Raw genomic sequence first — 17,366 nt, 5'->3', positions numbered from 1 at the left:
TGTCGCTTAGCGCGCTTGTTCGCCGGGCGATACGGGCTTTGCGCGCGGGCTGCGGCGGCCCAGGTCGGAGACGTCGCGCGCGCTGGCGCGGGCCGAGGCGACCTTGCGTCCGGCGGGCGCGGGCGCGCGGCTGTCCAGCACGGCCTCAAGCGCGGTGCGCAGTTCGGCGATCCGCTGTTCCGAGGTGATCTTCCGCCCTTTGCGATCCACGACGTAGAAACTGTCCACCGCCCGCTCGCCATAGCTGGCGACATGGGCGGAGCGGATGCTCAGGCCTTCGTCGTTGAACACGCGCGACAGGTCCGCCAGCAGCCCCGGCCGGTCGGCGCAGGACACCTCGACCACGGTGGCGACCTCGCTGGCGTGGTGATCGACCATGACCACGGGCCGGACTTCGAAGGCCGCCTTGCGCGCATTGCCCGTCGGATCGGGCGCCTGGCCGATGCGGCCCTCGCCCCGCGCGGCCTTTTCCAGCGCCTCGACCAAAGCCTTCAGGCGACGCGGCTCGGCCTGGCCATAGGGCAGGCCCGCTCCGTCCTGAACACGAAACACGTCCAGAACGACACCGTCCTCTGTCGCCACGCGGGCGTCGGTCACGTCGGCGCCCAGGGCGGCCATGGTCTGGGCCAGATCGGCGAACAGGCCCGGTCGGTCGGCCGCTGCGATGGAGATTTCGGTGGTCTGCACCGTCAGCCCCTGCACCGGCGCGGTGGGCGCGCTCTCGGCCGCCGCGCCCGTCTCGCGCGCCCGCTGGACCAGGGCCGGGTGCGCCGCCAGCGGATCCTCGCGCGTGACGTCCTCGCCACGGAACAGGGCGGCGACCTGGTTGTAGAGGGTGCGCATCAGCTGACCCTTCCAGCCGTTCCACACCCCCGGCCCCACGGCCCGGATATCGGCGACGGTCAGGACCAGCAGCATCCGCAGCCGCTCGGGGTCGCCGACCAGTTCGGCGAAGGCGCGGATGGTCGCCGGGTCCGACAGGTCGCGCTTCTGGGCGTAGTCCGACAGCGCCAGATGGCTGCGCACCAGCCAGACGACCAGTTCGATCCGGCGCGGATCGACGCCCAGCCGCTCGCACGCCCGGCGCGCGGCGATGGCGCCGTCCTCCAGCTGCCCCCGCTCGCCGCCCTTGCCGACGTCGTGCAGCAGCATGCCCAGCATCAGGGCTTCCATGTCCGAGATCAGGTGCACGATCTCGCTGGCCATGGGGTGGTCGGTCTTCAGTTTGCCGCGCGCGATGTCGTTGATGATGCCGATGGCCTGAAGCGTATGCTCGTCGACCGTATAGGCGTGGTACATGTTGAACTGGGTCTGGCCGACGATCCGCCCCCATTCGGGCAGGAACCGACCCAACAGACCCGTCTCGTTCATGATGGTCAGGACGCGATAGGGCCGCTGCCCGTGCGCCAGAACGTCCAGGAAGGCGCGCGTCGCCGCCGGATCGCGCCTCAGCCGGGGCGTCACCAGCGACAGCGATCGCGTCACCGCCGAAAAGGCGTCCGGATGCAGGTCCAGGTCGTGCTTGTCGGCGCAGACGAACAGGGTCAGCAGCTTGACTGGATCGGCGGCGAACACCTCCGGCCCCTCGACTGACAACCGGCCCTGGTCGATCCAGAACCCCTCGACCTCCAGCTTGCGCCGGGGGGCGGGCCGGAACGGCGCCATCAGACGCGACAGGCCGTGCGCCGTCTTTTGGTGGCGCGCCTCCAGCTTAGCCGACATGGCGCGCGTCAGGGCGCCGACGTCGCGGGCCACCAGAAAGTATCGCCGCATGAACCGCTCGACCGCCGGTTCGTCGCCGCGCCCGCGCCAGCCCATGCGCCGGGCCACCTCGGGCTGCATGTCGAACGTCAGCTTTTCCTCGGGCCGGCCCGCGATCAGATGCAGATGTATGCGGACCCGCCACAGGAAGTCGAACGCCTCGTCCGACGTTCGTCGCTCGCGCGGGGTGAACAGCTCGTCCATCACCGTCGCGCCCAGCCGGCTTTCGGGCGCCAGTGACCGGGCGATCCAGTACAGGGTGTTCAGGTCGCGCAAGCCCCCCTTGCCGTCCTTGACGTTGGGTTCGACCTTGTAGCGGGTCGAGCCGGCCTTTTCGTGCCGGGCAGCCCGCTCCTCCAGCTTGGCGGCGATGAAGGAGCGCGGATCGGATTTCGACACCATGTCGCGAAACCGGCCGATCATCAGCTGGGCCAGCGCCTCGTCCCCCGCCAGCGGACGCGCCTCCAGCAGGGTCGTCCGCACCGTCATGTCGGTGCGCGACAGGCTCAGACACTCTTCGACCGAGCGCACCGCCGACCCGACCTTGGCCCCCAGGTCCCACAGCACATAGAGGACGAACTGAATCACCTGCTCGCCGCGCGGCGTCGCTTTGGACGATCTCAGAAACAGCAGGTCGAGATCGGAATGGGGCGCCAGCACGCCCCGGCCGTAGCCCCCGACCGCGACCAGGGCCAGCCGCTCGGCCTCGACCGGCGAGGTCGGCCACAGCGTCTGGGTCGCCACCCGCCACAGGCCGGCCAGCATCTCGTCGGCGGCGGCGGCGTACAGACGCGCCACATCGCGGCCCTTCATGCCGCCGTCCAGCTTGCGCTCCGCCCGGGCGCGGGCGGCGTCATAGGTCTCGCGCAAAACGACAGAGACCGCCGCGCGCGGGTCTTCCGCGCGGGCGGCCTCGTCAAGGCGGTCATCCAGACTGGGCGAGGCGTTCATGTCAGCCGTCTATAGGCCGCATCCCACCGCTCGTCAGTCAGGGATTGCTGACTACTCCGGGCGAACGCGTTTCTTGCGGAACGACGGGTTCAGCGTCTGCTTGCGCAGGCGGATGGACTTGGGCGTCACTTCAACCAGTTCATCGTCGTCGATATAGGCGATGGCCTGTTCCAGCGACATCTGGCGCGGCGGCGTCAGGCGAACGGCCTCGTCCTTGCCGGAGGCGCGGACGTTGGTCAGCTGCTTGCCCTTGATCGGGTTGACGTCCAGGTCGTCCCAGCGCGCGTTCTCGCCGATGATCATGCCCTGATAGGTCTTTTCGCCGGCGCCGACGAACATGATGCCGCGGTCTTCCAGGTTCCACAGGGCGAAGGCGGCGGTTTCACCGTCCGAGTTCGAGATCAGAACGCCCTTCAGACGACCGGCGATGGCGCCCTTGTGCGGCTCATAGTGGCTGAACACGCGGTTCAGCACGCCCGAACCACGCGTGTCGGTCAGGAACTCGCCCTGATAGCCGATCAGCGAACGCGACGGCGCCTTCAGGCTGATGCGGGTCTTGCCGGCGCCCGACGGGCCCATGTCGGTCATTTCGGCCTTACGCGCCGACAGCTTCTCGATGACGATGCCCGAGAACTCGTCGTCGACGTCGATCATGACGTCTTCGATCGGCTCCAGCTTCTCGCCGTTCTCGCCGGTCTGGAACACCACGCGCGGACGCGAGATCGAGACCTCGAAGCCTTCGCGGCGCATGTTCTCGATCAGAACGCCCAGCTGCAGTTCGCCACGGCCGGCGACTTCATAGGCGTCGCCGCCTTCGGTCGTAGTCACGCGGATGGCGACGTTGGCCTCAGCCTCCTTCAGAAGGCGATCACGGATGACGCGCGACTGGACCTTGTCGCCTTCGCGACCGGCCAGGGGGCTGTCGTTGACCGAGACGGTCATGGAGATGGTGGGCGGATCGATCGGCTGGGCGGGCAGAGGCTCGGTGACTTCCATGGCGCACAGGGTGTCGGCCACGGTCGCCTTGGACATGCCGGCGATGGCGACGATGTCGCCCGCTTCCGAACCCTCGTCCAGGGCCTGACGCTTCAGGCCGCGGAAGGCCAGCACCTTGGTGATGCGGCCGCGTTCGATTTCCTTACCTTCACGGTCCAGGGCATGGATCGCCATGCCGGGAACGGCCTTGCCGCTCTCGATGCGGCCGGTCAGCAGACGCCCCAGGAACGGATCGCTTTCGATCAGCACGTCCAGCATGCGGAAGGGCTTGTCGCGGTTGGCCTGGACGGCGGGCGGCGGGACGTGATCGACGATCAGGTCGAACAGCGGAGCCAGATTGTCATTCGGCTGGTTCAGGTCCAGCGTCGCCCAGCCGTTGCGGCCCGAGGCGTAGATGTGCGGGAAGTCCAGCTGCTCGTCCGTCGCGCCGATGGCGGCGAACAGGTCGAAGGTCTCGTTGTGGACGCGGTCCGGATCGGCGTGGGCGCGGTCGACCTTGTTGATGCACAGGATCGGGCGCAGGCCCATCTTCAGCGCCTTGGTCAGCACGAACTTGGTCTGGGGCATGACGCCCTCTTCGGCGTCGACCAGGATGACGCAGCCGTCCACCATGCCCAGGATGCGCTCGACCTCGCCGCCGAAGTCGGCGTGGCCGGGGGTGTCGATGATGTTGATGCGGGTTTCACCGGCCTTGCCGTTCCAGAGCACCGACGTGCACTTGGCCAGGATGGTGATGCCGCGCTCTTTTTCCTGGTCGTTGGAGTCCATCGCGCGCTCGGTCTGCGCCTCGTTGGCTCGGAAGACGCCGGACTGGGCGAGCAGTTGGTCCACCAGGGTCGTCTTGCCGTGGTCGACGTGGGCGATGATGGCGACGTTGCGCAGGTTCATTTGAGTATCGCGAAAAGGCGCGGCCGGCATACGGGCGGCCGCTGGTCATGAAAAGGCATGCGGGAGGCGCGCGCCTCTTACAGGCATGTGGACAGAAAGACCAGAGCGGGCGTTCGCCGCGCTGATCGCCGCCTTACCGATATTTCATCCCCGACGCCGCATCTGACGCCGCCGACGGACGCCTCCTTCCCACGACGGGCCTGACGCAGGCCCATTCCGATGGGAGATGACGATGGGTTTGATGATCGCAGCCGCGCTTGCCGCCGCCTTGGGCACCGGCCAGGCGCCGGACATGCATGTGAACGCCGAGGGACTGAATATGGCCCGACCTGGCGAGGCGATGATCCTGGCCGGTCGCATCCGCGCCGCCAGCCGCGACTGGTGCGCCGTCCATCGCGCGATCCTGACGCCCGACAGCCTTGGCGACGCCAGCGTCTGCGAGCGTGAAATGAGGCGTCGGGCCTATGTCGCTCTGCCCCGTCCTCAACGCACGCATTTCGTGCGCGCGGGCGGACAGACCGCGCTCAATCGGCGCTAGAGCGGCCGGAGCATATAGCGGGCGTCGGCGCCGTAGCTAGCCAGTTTGGCCGCCATGGCCTCGGCGGGCTGCTCGACGAAACCGTGTCGCGACCAGAACCCGACGGCGTCATTGACGGCGACCAGGGCGATGGCGGGCCATCCGTCTTCCGTCGCCTGTTCGGCCAGTCGCTCGACGATGGCGCCGGTCACGCCCCCGCCCCGCGCCTCGGGGTGCAGGGCCAGATCGTGCAGATAGATCAGGTCCGGCTGGGCCGGCAGGCCCTCGATCACCGTGTTCAGCGGCGGCGCGCTCTCGGCCTTCCACGGATAGGCGATCAGATAGCCGCGCGCCGGTTCGTCACCGTCCGCCAGAACGAAACATCCGCGCGGATACAGCGCCAGGCGGTTCTCGAAACAGGCCCGGTCCTCGAAATGATCGGGAAACGACAGCCGCGCCACCCCCGTCACCGCCTCGATGTCGTCGGGCCGCATGGGCCGCCATTGCAGGGTCATCAGTTCACCTTGGACGGGTCTGGCGGCGCGTCAGGCAGGGCGGAGACCGGAACACCGTCGTCCTTCAGCTTCTTCACCTCGGCGGGCGTGGCCTCGCCATAGATTTCGCGCTTCTCGGATCGGCCCTCGTGGATGTCGCGCGCCTCGCGGGCGAAGGTGTCGCCGACGTAGTCGAAGTTGGCCTCGACATGGGCGCGAACCTCGCGGGCGGCGGCCATCATCATTGTCTGCATCTTGGCGGCGACGTCAGAGGCGGGATCGGCCTTGCGGGCGCCGCTGACGGCCGGAGCCATGATCGCCTTGTCGACCGCGTGCGAACCGCAGAACGGGCATTCCACCAGCCCCCGCGCCGCCTGATCGTCATAGTCGGTCGAGGAGCCGAACCAGGCTTCGAAGGCGTGGGCCTGGTCGCATTTCAGGGCGTAGCGGATCATGGGGCGTTAAACAGCGGGCAGGAAATCGCGATCGTGGGTCAGGCTGGGCACGGCGGCGCGCGCCCTGGCCACGGCCTCCATGTCCAGTTTTGCACGCACGATGCAAGGCTCGTCGTGATCCACCTTGGCGATGATCTCACCCCACGGGCCGACGACGGTGGATCGCCCCCAGGTGCGGCGACCGTCCTCATGCAGTCCGCCCTGCGCTGGGGCCAGGACGAACGCACCCGTCTCGATGGCGCGGGCGCGCAACAGGGTTTCCCAATGCGCCTCGCCTGTCGGGGCGGTGAAGGCGGCCGGGACGGCGATCATCGACGCCCCGGCCTTGGCCAGCTGGCGATGCAGGTGGGGAAAGCGGATGTCGTAGCAGATGGTCAGGCCCAGCCGGCCCCAGGGCGTGTCCGCTACCGACGCCCCGTCGCCGGGCCTCACCGTCGCGCTTTCGCGATAGGTCTCGCCATTGGGCAGGTTCACATCGAAGACATGCAGCTTGTCGTATCGGGCCACGATCCCGCCCGACGCATCGATCAGCAGCGACCGATTGGCGGCGCGGCCATCTCCCGCCTGGCCTGACCGGACGATGGCCGAACCGATCAGCAGCCAGACGCCCAGTTCCGCCGCCAGACGACGCAGACCCAGAACGACGACGTCCTCGTCCTCAGTCGTGATCGCCGCATCACGCCGGTCGCGGCGTTGCTCCAGGACATTAGTCCCTTCGGGCGTCAGGACGAACTTCGCCCCGCCCGACGCCGCCTCGCGGATCAGAGGCTCGACATGGGCCAGCGCCGCTCGCGCCGTCGCCGGCGTGCGCGTCTGGATCAGGGCGATGTCGAGCCCGCTGCTCATGGATCAGGCGGCCAGAAGTCCGTCCAGCTTGCCGTCGCGATCCAGCGCGTGGATGTCGTCGGAACCGCCGACGTGCTGGCCGTCGATGAAGATCTGCGGGAAGGTCATGCGGCCGCCTGACTTCTCGACCATCTCGGCCTTCTTGTCGGGATCGTTGGACGCGACGATCTCGGTATAGTCCACGCCCTTTTTCTTCAGAAGCGACATGGCGCTGAAGCAGTAGGGGCAGCCAGGCTTGGTGTAGATGACGACGTCGGCCAAGTTCAGATCTCCAAAATAAAATCCAGCGCCCTCAAGCAGCGAGCCGCCGCGCGGCGAGCGATAGGGCGCTCTTCACATAGTCAGTTCACGGGCGTTTCGCACCCTCGCGATGACGGCGAGATCCACGGCGCGCGCTCCGCCGTCAATCAGGGCGCGCGCGCAGGCCTCTCCGGTCGCGCCAGTGGTCAACACATCGTCGATCAGAAGGATGCGTCGCCCCCGGATCCGACGCCGGCCCGCCTTGGTCACGGCGAAGGCCTGCTTGACGTTCAGCCGCCGCCCGCGCTGGCTCTTGCCGCCCTGGCTGGTCGTGTGGGTCGTGCGGACCAGGGCGTCGGGCAAATAGTCGCGGTGGGCGTGCCGGGCCAGCGGCCGGGCGATTTCGGCGGCCTGATTGAAGCGCCGCGACAACAGGCGAAACCGATGCAGCGGCACGGGCAGGATCACGTCCGCGTCTTCGACCAGATCGGCGGCGGCGCGTCCGATCCAGCGCGCGAACAGGGGCGCGAACTGTTGCTGGTCCCCGTGCTTGAACCTCAGGATCAGGCCACGCGACGCCTCGTCATACAGGCAGGCCGCGCGCGCCCTCTCGAAGGCGTAGGGCCTGGCGATACAGGCGGCGCAGCGATCCTCGGCGAAGGGGCCGCCGTCAAAGTCGAAGGCCGCCCCGCAGCCGTCGCAGACCGGCGCTTCTAGAAATTTGATCCGGCTCCAGGCGTCGGGCGTCAGGCCGGCCGCAGCCGTCGCCTCTCGGCTGTCATGCGCCATCGGCGGCAGGATCAGGTCGGCCAGTCCCCGCCCCGCTCCGCGCAAGTGACGGCCCGCCCCTTCCCAGGCGCGCCGCCAGCCCCCATCCTGTGCGTCCATGACCGCCCCCCAATCCCCTTCCGAAGGCCCCCCACGCATCTTCGACGCCGTTCGACGTCAGGCGCGGCTGGCGCGGTCCGCCACCCGGTTCCCCCAGGCTGACTTCCTGCACGCCCGCGCCGCCGCCAACGCCGCCGAGAGCCTGGAAGCCATACTGCGCGATTTTCCCGTTGCGGTCGATCTGTCCGCTCATCCAGGCGTGTTCGATGCGGCGGTTCGGTCCAGCGACGCCGCCGGCCGCGTCGGTCTCATCCAGACGCCTGTCTCCCTGGCCCAGCGCGCAGCGCCAGGCGCGGATGCGCTGCCGCTGGCCGACGCCTCGACCGATCTGATCGTCTCCCTTTTGACTCTTCACTGGGCCAACGACCTGCCTGGCGCCTTGGCCCAGATCCGGCGCGTGTTGAAACCGGACGGCCTGTTCATCGGCACGCTGTTCGGCGCGGGCACGCTGAAAGAGCTTCGCGCCGTCCTGACCGAGGTCGAGCTGGAAGAGCGCGGCGGCGCCCAGGCGCGGGTTTCGCCCTTCGCTGACGGCTATGACGGCGCGGCCCTGTTGCAGCGCGCCGGGTTCGCCCTGCCGGTATCGGACGTGGATCGGTTCACCGTCCGTTACGCCGACCTGTTCGCCTTGATCCGCGACCTGCGCGCAATGGGCGAGACCAATGTGCTGCACGGACCCGTTCGGCCGCTGAGCCGACGTATCGTGGCGCGCGCCGCCGCCCTCTATGCCGAGCGCTACGGTCTCGACGACGGCCGCATACAGGCGACGTTCGAGATCATCCATCTGGCCGGCTGGAAACCCCACGACAGCCAGCAGAAGCCTCTGCCGCGCGGCTCGGCCAAGACGCGGCTGGCCGATGCGCTGGGCGTCAGGGAAATGACGGGCGAAGAGCCGGACTAGCTTATCGCGGCCTGTATGGCGGCGCTCAGCTTGTTCACCGTTGCGGCCAGGCCGCCGTTTTGGCTGTTCGCCAAGGCGCTGATCGAGGTCACGATCGCCAGGAAGATCAGGGCGCAGAGCAGGCCGTATTCGATGGCTGTGGCCCCGCTCTCATTGCGCAGGAACCGGCCGATAAGACGTCGCATGGCCGGCCTCCCTGGTCGGCGGTGGTCAGAGCAGGTCGCGCAACCAGGCGACCAGAGGTTCGTCCGCCGGCGGCATGGGATAGTCCGAAAGCTTGTTCGGCTTCACCCAGGCCAGGCCGTCGTGTTCACGCGCCGTGACCACGCCGTCCCACCGTCGGCACAGATACAATGGCATCAACAGGTGAAACGAATCGTAAGCGTGACTGGCGAAAACGAACGGCGACAGACAGTTTTCGCTGACGTCGATGCCCAGCTCTTCCTTCAGCTCGCGGATCAGGGCCTGTTCAGGCCGCTCTCCGGGCTCGACCTTGCCGCCCGGAAACTCCCACAGCCCGGCCAGCTTCTTGCCTTCGGGACGTTTGGCGATCAGCACCCGTCCATCCACGTCAATCAGGGCGACGGCGACGACCAGGATGGTGGGAAGGGGCGCAGCGGTCACGAGCGATAGTCGCCGTTGATCTCGATGTAGCCCTTGGTCAGATCGCAGGTCCACACGGTCGCCGACGCCCGGCCCGAACCCACGTCGACGATGATGTCGATTTCGGGGTTTTTCATATAGGCGGTCATCTTGGCCTCGTCATAGGTCGGGGACGGGGCGCCGTCGATGGCGGCCTGGTGCGGACCGAACTTGATGGCCAGACGGTCGCGGTCGACCGGCTCCTCGGTCTTGCCCACCGCCATGACGACCCGGCCCCAATTGGCGTCCTGACCGGCGATGGCGGTCTTGACCAGCGGGCTGTCGGCGATGGACTTGGCCAGCTTGCGGGCCGAGGCGGGCGAGGCGGCCCCGTCCACCGTCACCTTGACAAACTTGGTCGCGCCTTCGCCGTCGCGCACCAGCTGGTGCGCCAGGTCCAGCATCACCTTGTCCAGGGCGGCCGAGAAGCTCTTCAGGCGGCGATCGCCGACCCGCCCGATGCGTGGCGCGCCCGAGGTGCCGGTGGCGAACAGCAGGGCCGTGTCGTTGGTCGAGGTGTCGCCATCCACCGTCACGCTGTTGAAGGTGGTGCGCACGTGCAGGCCCAACAGCGCCTGCAGCACGTTCGGATGGATGTCCGCATCGGTGACGATGAAGGCCAGCATGGTCGCCATGTCCGGCGCGATCATGCCCGATCCCTTGGCGATGCCGGCGATCCGGACCTTGTAGCCCTCGATCTCGGCCTCGGCGTAGGAGCCCTTGGGGAAGGTGTCGGTGGTCATGATGCCGCGACCGGCCCGGGCCCAGGCGTCCGCCTCCAGTCCGTTCTCGATCTCGGGCAGTTTGGCGACGATCTTCTTGTCGTCCAGCACCACGCCGATCACGCCTGTCGAGGCCAGCATGACGTCGCGCTGACGACAGCCGAACCGTTTGGCGACCTCCGAGGCCGTGCGCCGCGCCGCGTCCGCGCCGGCCTTGCCGGTGAAGGCGTTGGCGCATCCGGCGTTGATAACCAGGGCGCGCACATCCTTGCCGCCCTCGGCCCCGGCCAGATGCTTCTTGCACCAGTCCACGGGGGCCGAGCCGATCTTGTGGCGGGTGAAGACCCCGGCGCAGCTGGTCCCCCGCGCGAACCGGAACACCACCAGATCGTCACGTTCATGCTTGTAGAAGCCGGCGCGCGCGGTCGCGATCTCGACCCCGCCAATCGGCGGAATGGTCGGAAACGGCACGGCTAAGGGCGAGATGGCCAGACCCGGCTTGCCGGCGGCGGCCGGCGCAGGCGCGGCGGTTGGCGCCGCATCCGATCCCGGCGTGCGGGTGGCGCGCTTCAGCGCCGTGGCGAACGGGTCCAGCGCCTTTTCGAACGCATGCTCGATCTTCTGGCCGGTCGTGGAGGGAGGCTTGGTCATGTCAGGCGCCCGGAGGAGCGGAAGGGGCGGAAGGAGCGGGCGATGCGGGCGGCGTCTGCGCGGGCAGGCGGACATCGACCTTGGCCTTGCCACGCAGTTGTTCCAGCAACTGTCGCACGCCTTCATAGGTCAGATAGCGCACGATCTGCGGTCGGGCCTGTTCCAGCGTCGGCGGGTTTTCCTTGCGCCGGTCCTCGACTCTCAGAACGGCCCAGCCGCCCTCGGTCTGGAAGGGCCCGACGGTCGCACCGGCCGGCTTGTCGCGCAGGGCGTCGGCATAGGCTTGGGGCATCACGTCCAGCGTCGAATAGCCCAGATCCCCGCCGGAAAACCGCGTCGCCTCGTCGATCGACCGCTCCGCCGCCACCGCCTCGAAGCCGGCGCCCTGGCCCAGAATGCCGATCACGGCGTCCGCCTCGGGCTTGGTGCGCGACAGGATCAACCGCACGCGGATCTCTTCCGAGGTCTTCGCCAGCCGCAGCTGCTCATTATACAGGGTCTGCACCGCCTGGTCCGAGACGGCCTTGTTGACCACGCTCTCGACCAGCATGTCGCCCAGGATGCGTTCGCGCGTCGCTTCCAGTCGCCGCTGCGCCAGAGGCGAGGAATCCAGTCGACGCCGCTGCGCCTCTCCGGCCAGCAGCTTTTGGTCGATCACCTCGTCCAGCACCCGGCGGAAGAGATCCGACGTCGTATCCAGCGCCTCGTCCTCGCCGATCAAACCTTGGGCAACCGCCTCGCGCTTCACGTCCGAGGCCCAGATGGTCTCGTCCTGGACCGTGGCCACGGCCTGGTCCCCCTGTTCGGGCGGCCGGTTGTCGCCGCTACGCGAACAGGCGGCGGTCGAAAGCGCCGCCGTCAGCAAGGCCGCCGTCAGGATGCGTGAAGATCGCCGGAAGGGGGTCAAGGGGGCGCTCCGTCGAAGGCGGCCGAAAGCCCCTCGCGTTGACAGGGGTTAGGCCGGTGCTTAAGTCCCGCCTGCGCCCAAGTCGAGGGGTTTTGATCGTCTGCGCGGCCCTTCGCGCGCGCCTGATGCGGCGCTCCGGGGCTGCGGTCGGTCAGGGCCTCTCTCACGGCGTCCGTATCGCCGCCCCTCACGGGATTTCAGAGCCGCTCAGCTCGCAGACGCTCGACCGCTTACCGGATCCAATATGCTCGGCTTCGCCAAGAAACTTTTCGGCTCTTCCAACGACCGCAAGGTCAAGGCCTTCCAGGACCACGCCCAGCGCATCAATGCGCTGGAGCCCAAGTTCGCCGCCCTGTCCGACGACGAACTGCGGATGATGACCGACGCCTTCCGCGATCGGCTGGCGAACGGCGAGACCCTGGACAAGATCCTGCCCGAAGCCTTTGCGGTCGTGCGCGAGGCCTCCAAGCGCGTGCTGGGCCAGCGCCAGTACGATGTTCAGCTGGCCGGCGGCATGATCCTGCATGAAGGCGGCATCGCCGAGATGCGGACCGGCGAAGGCAAGACCCTGGTCGCCGTGGCGCCGGTCTATCTGAACGCCCTGCCCGGCAAGGGCGTGCACGTCATCACCGTCAACGACTACCTGGCCCGCCGCGACGCCGAGACGATGGGCAAGGTCTATCGCTTCCTGGGCCTTGAGGTCGGCGTCATCGTCAACGGCCTCAGCCAGGGCCAGCGCCAGCAGGCCTACAACGCCGACGTCACCTACGGCACCAACAACGAGTTCGGCTTCGACTATCTGCGCGACAACCTGGTCTATGACCGGCGCGAGATGGTGCAGCGTCCGCACAACTTCGCCATTGTCGACGAGGTCGACTCCATCCTGATCGACGAGGCGCGCACGCCTCTGATCATCTCGGGCCCGACCGAGGACCGTTCGGATCTCTACAAGATCCTCGACGGCCTGATCAAAGACCTGATCAAGGACAAGGACACCTTCGAGCTCGACGAGAAGCAGAAGCAGGTCCTGCTGACCGAGCTGGGTTCCGAGCGGATGGAAGAGGCCCTCGAGGCCGGCGGTCACTTCGCGGCCGACACCACCGGCCTGTACGACGCCGCCAACATCAGCCTGGTTCACCACGCCAACCAGGCCCTGCGCGCCAACACCCTGTATCAGCGCGACAAGGACTATATCATCAAGGGCGGCGAGATCGTCCTGATCGACGAGTTCACCGGCCGCATGATGACCGGCCGTCGCCTGTCCGAAGGTCTGCACCAGGCCATCGAGGCCAAAGAAGACGTCAAGATCCAGCCCGAGAACCAGACCCTGGCCTCGGTGACGATCCAGAACTATTTCCGCCTGTACGAAAAGCTGTCGGGCATGACCGGCACGGCGGCGACCGAGGCCCAGGAATTCGGCGACATCTACAAGATGGACGTGCTGGAAGTGCCGACCAACCGGCCGATCCAGCGCAAGGACTACGACGACGAGGTCTATCGGACCCACGCCGAGAAGAACCAGGCCATCGCGCGCCAGATCGCCGAATGCCACCTCGCCGGCCAGCCGATCCTGGTCGGCACCGTGTCGATCGAGCGTTCGGAACAGCTGTCGGACCTGCTGAGCCGCTTCGAATACAAGGTCGAGACCTCGCGGACGCTGAAGCCGGAATATGCGGGCAAGGCCAAGGAAGCCGAGAAGATCGGCGACGCCGCCTATGACATCACCTACGAGACCAAGCTGCGCGGCATTCCGCACAGCGTCCTAAACGCGCGCCAGCACGAGCAGGAAGCCTACATCGTCGCCGACGCCGGCCTGCCGGGCGTGGTGACCATCGCCACCAACATGGCGGGCCGCGGCACCGACATTCAGCTCGGGGGCAACCTCGAGATGAAGATGCAGAAGTGGCTGCTGGAACAGCGCAACATGGCCGTCGAGGTCACGCCGGAAATGCAAGCAGCCAAGGAGGCCGAGTTCAAGGCCGAGATCGCCGTCCAGAAGAAGATCGCGCTGGAGGCCGGCGGCCTGTTCGTCTTGGGCACCGAGCGCCACGAAAGCCGCCGGATCGACAACCAGCTGCGCGGCCGCACCGGCCGTCAGGGCGACCCCGGCACCTCGAAATTCTATCTGTCCTGCGAGGACGACCTGCTGCGCATCTTCGCCGGCGACCGCCTCGACTCGATCATGAAGACCTTCGGCGTGGCGGAGGGCGAGGCTATCACCCACCCCTGGCTGAACCGCGCCATCGAGACGGCCCAGAAGCGCGTCGAGACCCGCAACTACGACATCCGCAAGAACCTGCTGAAATACGACGACGTCGTGAACGACCAGCGTAAGGCTGTGTTCGAGCAGCGTCAGGAGTTCATGGACTCCGAGGATCTATCGGAACTGGTCGGCGACTTCCGCCGCGACGTCGTATCCGACCTGGTCGAACGCTATATGCCGCCCAAGGCCTATGCCGAGCAGTGGGACATCGACGGCCTGGACGAAAAGGTCCGCTCGACCCTGGGTCTGGAGCTGCCGCTGCACGACTGGGCCGCCGAGGAAGGCGTGTCGAACGAGGAGATCGAGGAGCGGCTGCTGGCCGCCGCCGACGCCCGCGCCGCCGAACGCCTGGAACAGATCGGCGCCGACCAGACGCGCGGTCTGGAAAAGCAGTTCATGCTGCAGATGATCGACATGCAGTGGCGCGAGCACCTGGTCCACCTGGACCACCTGCGCGGCGTCATTGGCCTGCGCGGCTATGGCCAGCGCGACCCGCTGAACGAATACAAGACCGAAGCCTTCTCGCTGTTCGAGAACTTGCTCTACGACCTGCGCCACAACGTGACCCGCTGGCTGATGACGGTCGAGTTCCGCTTCCAGGCGCCGCCCGAACTGCCCGAGTTCCAGGAAATCCACCTGAACCCCGGCACCGGCGAGAACGAGATGGCCAATCCGTCGGCTCAGAACCCCGAAGGCACGCTGATCGGCGACGACCGCTCCAAACTGCCCGTCGAGGCCCTGCCGCCCGACTGGGAAATGACCGGCCGCAACTCCCCCTGCCCCTGCGGCTCGGGCCGCAAGTTCAAACACTGCCACGGCGCTCTGGTTTAAGAGGCGAGCCACCGCGCGGCGCTCTCGCTCGCCGCGCTTCGGCTCGCTGCTTGAGCGCTGGGTGAGATGTCCTAAAGAAGAGGGATGACCTACAAGTCCCTCTTCTCCCGCGCCCTGTCGGCGGCGCCCGGTCGGCTGCATTTCGCCGCGCACAGCCATCACCTGTGGCCCGACGCCAGTTTCGAAGCGCAGCAGCAGACCTGGCTCGACGCCAATCTGCATGCCGACCACAAGTGGGACCTCGTCTTCGGCCAGGTGATCCCCGAGGCCCAGGCCCATGTCGCGGCCGAGCTGGGCCTGTCCTCGCCCGACAGCATCGTCTTTTCCTCCAACACCCACGACTTCCTGCTGCGCCTGTTTTCGGGCGTAGAGACCACGCCGGTCCGTATTCTGGCGACCGATGGCGAGTTCCACTCCTTCCGTCGTCAGGCCGAACGGTGGGAAGAGGTCGGGGCGGCGGTGGTCACGCGCGTTGCGCTCGCGCCCTTCGACACCTTCGCCGACCGCTTTATCGCCGAAGCGTCCAAGGGCGGTTACGACTGGATCGTGGTCAGCCAGGTCTTCTTCCGCACCGGGGGCCTGTTCGACCGGATCGAGGAGCTTGCCGCCCTGGCGAAACCCGAAGGGCCTTGGGTGCTGATCGACGGCTATCACGGCTTCATGGCCACCCCGACCGACCTGTCGGCGGTGGCGGACCGGGTCTTCTATGTCTCCGGCGGCTACAAATACGCCATGTCGGGCGAGGGCGTCTGCTTCCTGCACGCCCCACCCGGCTTCTGCCCGCGTCCTGTCGTCACCGGCTGGTTCGCGGAGTTCGGCGACCTGTCGGGGCCGCCCGGCGGCGTCCAGTATCGCAGCGACGGTGGTCGGTTCTGGGGCGCCACCTTCGACTGCACCCCGCTGTACCGTTTCAACGCCGTGCGCCGAATGCTGGATCAGCAGGGGCTCGACACCGCCGCCGTTGCCGCCCATGCGCGCGATCTCGCGAGCATTTTCCAGCAGGCCGTTCAGGGTGGACAGGCGGGGCTGTTGTCTCAGGCCGAAATCCTCAATCCCGTCGAGGGCGATGCGCCGCGCGCCCGTTTCCTCGCCTTGCGTCATCCCGACGCCCAGACCTGGTGCGCGGGTCTGCGGGTGGCGAACCTCGTCACCGATGTGCGCGAAGACGTGATCCGCTTCGGTTTTGGGTTGTATCAGGACGCCGGCGACGTCGATCGCCTGATCGCGGCCTGCCGAACGCTCTGATCAATAGAAGGTCGTGTCGTCCTGCTTGCTCGGCGCCGGGGCCGTGCGCGGCGGCGTCGCCGGTCGGTTCGATGCGGGCGGTGTCGCCGGGCGGGCTTGAGGCGAGGGCGGCGTCGGCGTGGCGCCTCCAGCCGGCGCATTGACCGGTGGAATGGTCGGCAGGTCTGGATAGGGCATCGCCGAGGGGCGGACGTCCTGCGCCGGCGCCTGTTCTTCGGGCGCGATCGGTCCCGCGTCGGGCTGGCCCAACCGGTCGGGTGCGCCGACATCGTCGCGGATAAATGCCCAGGCCTGCCGGTCCGAGCAGCCGCAGGCCTTCAGGAAGCCCTGCTTGTCGCGCCACAGGATCAGCGGATAGCTGATGTCGACGCCGGATTCTTTTAGCAGCTGGCTCAGCCGCTCGTTGAAGCGACGGCCGGCCTCGACCACGGCGGTGCGCGCCAGATTGCCGTCCGCCTGCGGCACGCCTGCGGCGGTCCAGCTTTTGGCCGGGGTCGCCATCCAGCGCTGATAAAGCGGCCAGTCCCGCGTCAGCCACAGCTCCGCGACCGTCGCTCGCTCCGCCGCCGTCGATTGCGCCGCACCCTCCAGATCGGGGCGGGCGAACAGGATGTAGCGCGTCTCGATACCCGCCGCCTTCAGCTTGGGCGCCTCGTCGCGCGCGTAACGCAGGGCCGAGGCGCTGTCGCGATAGGTGACGATATACAGGGCCTGCCCCCCGCTGCCGTCCGACACCCAGGACGCCTCGTCCAGCAGTTGCTGCACCTCGGCCTGATTGCGGCTGATGGTGACCGGCTGGAACCGCGAATAGAAGTTCCAATAGGCCCAGTATCCGGCGCCGGCGAGCAGCAGGCCGACCACGGCCGCCACGATCGAACCCATCAAAAAGCGACGCATGTAATCGGGTGCTCCAGCTTCACCGTTGACCCCTCCTAACGCATAGCATCGAAATCCGTTGTCGCCCTCATCCGGCCACGTCTGCATCGGCGCCCAAAGGGGTTAACCAGAGGCGCCAAAATGTCGCGAAAGATTCCGCCTGATGCGCTCTTGAACGGCGCAGGCGGCTTCCCATTTCCGATTTCGACGCTGCGGGACACTCCCCCTCCGAACCGCAGCGAAGCGAAGCCGGCGCCCTCCCCTCCCCTCCAGGCGCCGCTCGCGCAGGCCG

16 protein-coding genes are annotated in these 17,366 nt (G+C 67.6%); 4 read left to right on the top strand and 12 right to left on the bottom strand.

Features of this window, described 5'->3' with window-relative positions:
• Nucleotides 1-6: 6 nt before the first annotated feature.
• Nucleotides 7-2,712, bottom strand: a complete 2,706-nt coding sequence (glnD, locus tag A4249_RS13590) for a [protein-PII] uridylyltransferase (RefSeq protein ID WP_066553552.1) — start codon at nucleotides 2,710-2,712, stop codon at nucleotides 7-9.
• A gap of 51 nt (nucleotides 2,713-2,763) precedes the next feature.
• The gene (typA, locus tag A4249_RS13585) at nucleotides 2,764-4,596 is read right to left on the bottom strand and encodes a translational GTPase TypA (protein WP_055755091.1); all 1,833 of its coding nucleotides are present in this window, start codon (nucleotides 4,594-4,596) and stop codon (nucleotides 2,764-2,766) included.
• Nucleotides 4,597-4,828: 232 nt separating this feature from the next.
• Between typA and A4249_RS13580 the strand changes: the two genes are divergently transcribed.
• On the top strand, nucleotides 4,829-5,134 hold the full coding sequence (locus A4249_RS13580) for a UrcA family protein (protein ID WP_066553549.1): 306 nt from the start codon (nucleotides 4,829-4,831) through the stop codon (nucleotides 5,132-5,134).
• Here A4249_RS13580 and A4249_RS13575 read toward each other — a convergent pair.
• The 5 genes from A4249_RS13575 to A4249_RS13555 all read right to left on the bottom strand — a co-directional run bounded on the left by A4249_RS13575 (nucleotide 5,131) and on the right by A4249_RS13555 (nucleotide 8,036).
• Nucleotides 5,131-5,628 (bottom strand): GNAT family N-acetyltransferase, encoded by a 498-nt coding sequence (locus A4249_RS13575; protein ID WP_066553547.1) that lies wholly within the window; start codon nucleotides 5,626-5,628, stop codon nucleotides 5,131-5,133. The two genes, A4249_RS13580 and A4249_RS13575, sit on opposite strands and share 4 nt — an antisense overlap.
• Complete coding sequence (locus A4249_RS13570; protein ID WP_066553544.1) at nucleotides 5,628-6,062, bottom strand: DUF1178 family protein; 435 nt, start codon at nucleotides 6,060-6,062, stop codon at nucleotides 5,628-5,630. The genes A4249_RS13575 and A4249_RS13570 overlap by 1 nt, the downstream gene beginning before the upstream one ends.
• Nucleotides 6,063-6,068: 6 nt before the next feature.
• Entirely contained in the window at nucleotides 6,069-6,908 is an 840-nt protein-coding gene (locus A4249_RS13565; protein ID WP_066553535.1) for a carbon-nitrogen hydrolase family protein, read from the bottom strand.
• Between the two features lie 3 nt (nucleotides 6,909-6,911).
• A complete protein-coding gene (gene grxC, locus A4249_RS13560) occupies nucleotides 6,912-7,169 on the bottom strand; it encodes a glutaredoxin 3 (RefSeq protein WP_055755096.1) in 258 nt (85 codons plus the stop codon).
• A gap of 72 nt (nucleotides 7,170-7,241) precedes the next feature.
• Nucleotides 7,242-8,036, bottom strand: coding sequence for a ComF family protein (locus A4249_RS13555; protein ID WP_066553533.1), 795 nt, complete (start codon nucleotides 8,034-8,036; stop codon nucleotides 7,242-7,244).
• Here A4249_RS13555 and A4249_RS13550 point away from each other — a divergent pair.
• A complete protein-coding gene (locus tag A4249_RS13550) occupies nucleotides 8,035-8,937 on the top strand; it encodes a class I SAM-dependent methyltransferase (protein WP_066553531.1) in 903 nt (300 codons plus the stop codon). The genes A4249_RS13555 and A4249_RS13550 overlap by 2 nt on opposite strands.
• On the opposite strand, the gene A4249_RS13545 is transcribed toward A4249_RS13550, so the two are convergent.
• Genes A4249_RS13545 through A4249_RS13530 form a run of 4 tightly spaced genes read right to left on the bottom strand, consistent with a single transcriptional unit; the run spans nucleotide 8,934 to nucleotide 11,859 of the window.
• Entirely contained in the window at nucleotides 8,934-9,122 is a 189-nt protein-coding gene (locus A4249_RS13545; protein ID WP_039246696.1) for a Flp family type IVb pilin, read from the bottom strand. The two genes, A4249_RS13550 and A4249_RS13545, sit on opposite strands and share 4 nt — an antisense overlap.
• 25 nt (nucleotides 9,123-9,147) lie before the next feature.
• Nucleotides 9,148-9,561: a (deoxy)nucleoside triphosphate pyrophosphohydrolase gene (locus A4249_RS13540; protein ID WP_066553527.1), complete on the bottom strand. Its 414-nt coding sequence runs from the start codon at nucleotides 9,559-9,561 to the stop codon at nucleotides 9,148-9,150.
• Nucleotides 9,558-10,952, bottom strand: coding sequence for a bifunctional glutamate N-acetyltransferase/amino-acid acetyltransferase ArgJ (gene argJ, locus A4249_RS13535; RefSeq protein ID WP_066553524.1), 1,395 nt, complete (start codon nucleotides 10,950-10,952; stop codon nucleotides 9,558-9,560). Before argJ ends, A4249_RS13540 begins: the two co-directional genes overlap by 4 nt.
• Nucleotide 10,953: 1 nt before the next feature.
• Complete coding sequence (locus A4249_RS13530) at nucleotides 10,954-11,859, bottom strand: peptidylprolyl isomerase (protein ID WP_231868711.1); 906 nt, start codon at nucleotides 11,857-11,859, stop codon at nucleotides 10,954-10,956.
• A gap of 244 nt (nucleotides 11,860-12,103) precedes the next feature.
• Between A4249_RS13530 and secA the strand changes: the two genes are divergently transcribed.
• Nucleotides 12,104-14,953: a preprotein translocase subunit SecA gene (gene secA / locus A4249_RS13525; RefSeq protein WP_066553522.1), complete on the top strand. Its 2,850-nt coding sequence runs from the start codon at nucleotides 12,104-12,106 to the stop codon at nucleotides 14,951-14,953.
• Nucleotides 14,954-15,037: 84 nt separating this feature from the next.
• The gene (locus A4249_RS13520; RefSeq protein ID WP_066553521.1) at nucleotides 15,038-16,198 is read left to right on the top strand and encodes an aminotransferase class V-fold PLP-dependent enzyme; all 1,161 of its coding nucleotides are present in this window, start codon (nucleotides 15,038-15,040) and stop codon (nucleotides 16,196-16,198) included.
• Here the strand turns inward: A4249_RS13520 and A4249_RS13515 are convergent, their stop codons facing one another.
• A complete protein-coding gene (locus A4249_RS13515) occupies nucleotides 16,199-17,095 on the bottom strand; it encodes a hypothetical protein (RefSeq protein ID WP_066553518.1) in 897 nt (298 codons plus the stop codon).
• Between the last annotated feature and the right edge of the window lie 271 nt (nucleotides 17,096-17,366).

This window comes from Brevundimonas sp. GW460-12-10-14-LB2 (genome assembly GCF_001636925.1).
Lineage (GTDB): Bacteria > Pseudomonadota > Alphaproteobacteria > Caulobacterales > Caulobacteraceae > Brevundimonas > Brevundimonas vesicularis.
This window is presented reverse-complemented; position numbering and strand designations above follow the sequence as displayed.

Excerpts from the sequence above, each read along its gene's own strand:
- A4249_RS13515 (WP_066553518.1), bottom strand. The coding sequence starts at position 17,095 with ATGCGTCGCTTTTTGATGGGTTCGATCGTGGCGGCCGTGGTCGGCCTG.
- A4249_RS13520 (WP_066553521.1), top strand. The coding sequence starts at position 15,038 with ATGACCTACAAGTCCCTCTTCTCCCGCGCCCTGTCGGCGGCGCCCGGT.
- A4249_RS13565 (WP_066553535.1), bottom strand. The coding sequence starts at position 6,908 with ATGAGCAGCGGGCTCGACATCGCCCTGATCCAGACGCGCACGCCGGCG.
- A4249_RS13550 (WP_066553531.1), top strand. The coding sequence starts at position 8,035 with ATGACCGCCCCCCAATCCCCTTCCGAAGGCCCCCCACGCATCTTCGAC.
- A4249_RS13545 (WP_039246696.1), bottom strand. The coding sequence starts at position 9,122 with ATGCGACGTCTTATCGGCCGGTTCCTGCGCAATGAGAGCGGGGCCACA.
- glnD (WP_066553552.1), bottom strand. The coding sequence starts at position 2,712 with ATGAACGCCTCGCCCAGTCTGGATGACCGCCTTGACGAGGCCGCCCGC.
- A4249_RS13570 (WP_066553544.1), bottom strand. The coding sequence starts at position 6,062 with ATGATCCGCTACGCCCTGAAATGCGACCAGGCCCACGCCTTCGAAGCC.
- argJ (WP_066553524.1), bottom strand. The coding sequence starts at position 10,952 with ATGACCAAGCCTCCCTCCACGACCGGCCAGAAGATCGAGCATGCGTTC.
- A4249_RS13575 (WP_066553547.1), bottom strand. The coding sequence starts at position 5,628 with ATGACCCTGCAATGGCGGCCCATGCGGCCCGACGACATCGAGGCGGTG.
- A4249_RS13555 (WP_066553533.1), bottom strand. The coding sequence starts at position 8,036 with ATGGACGCACAGGATGGGGGCTGGCGGCGCGCCTGGGAAGGGGCGGGC.
- A4249_RS13580 (WP_066553549.1), top strand. The coding sequence starts at position 4,829 with ATGGGTTTGATGATCGCAGCCGCGCTTGCCGCCGCCTTGGGCACCGGC.
- typA (WP_055755091.1), bottom strand. The coding sequence starts at position 4,596 with ATGAACCTGCGCAACGTCGCCATCATCGCCCACGTCGACCACGGCAAG.
- secA (WP_066553522.1), top strand. The coding sequence starts at position 12,104 with ATGCTCGGCTTCGCCAAGAAACTTTTCGGCTCTTCCAACGACCGCAAG.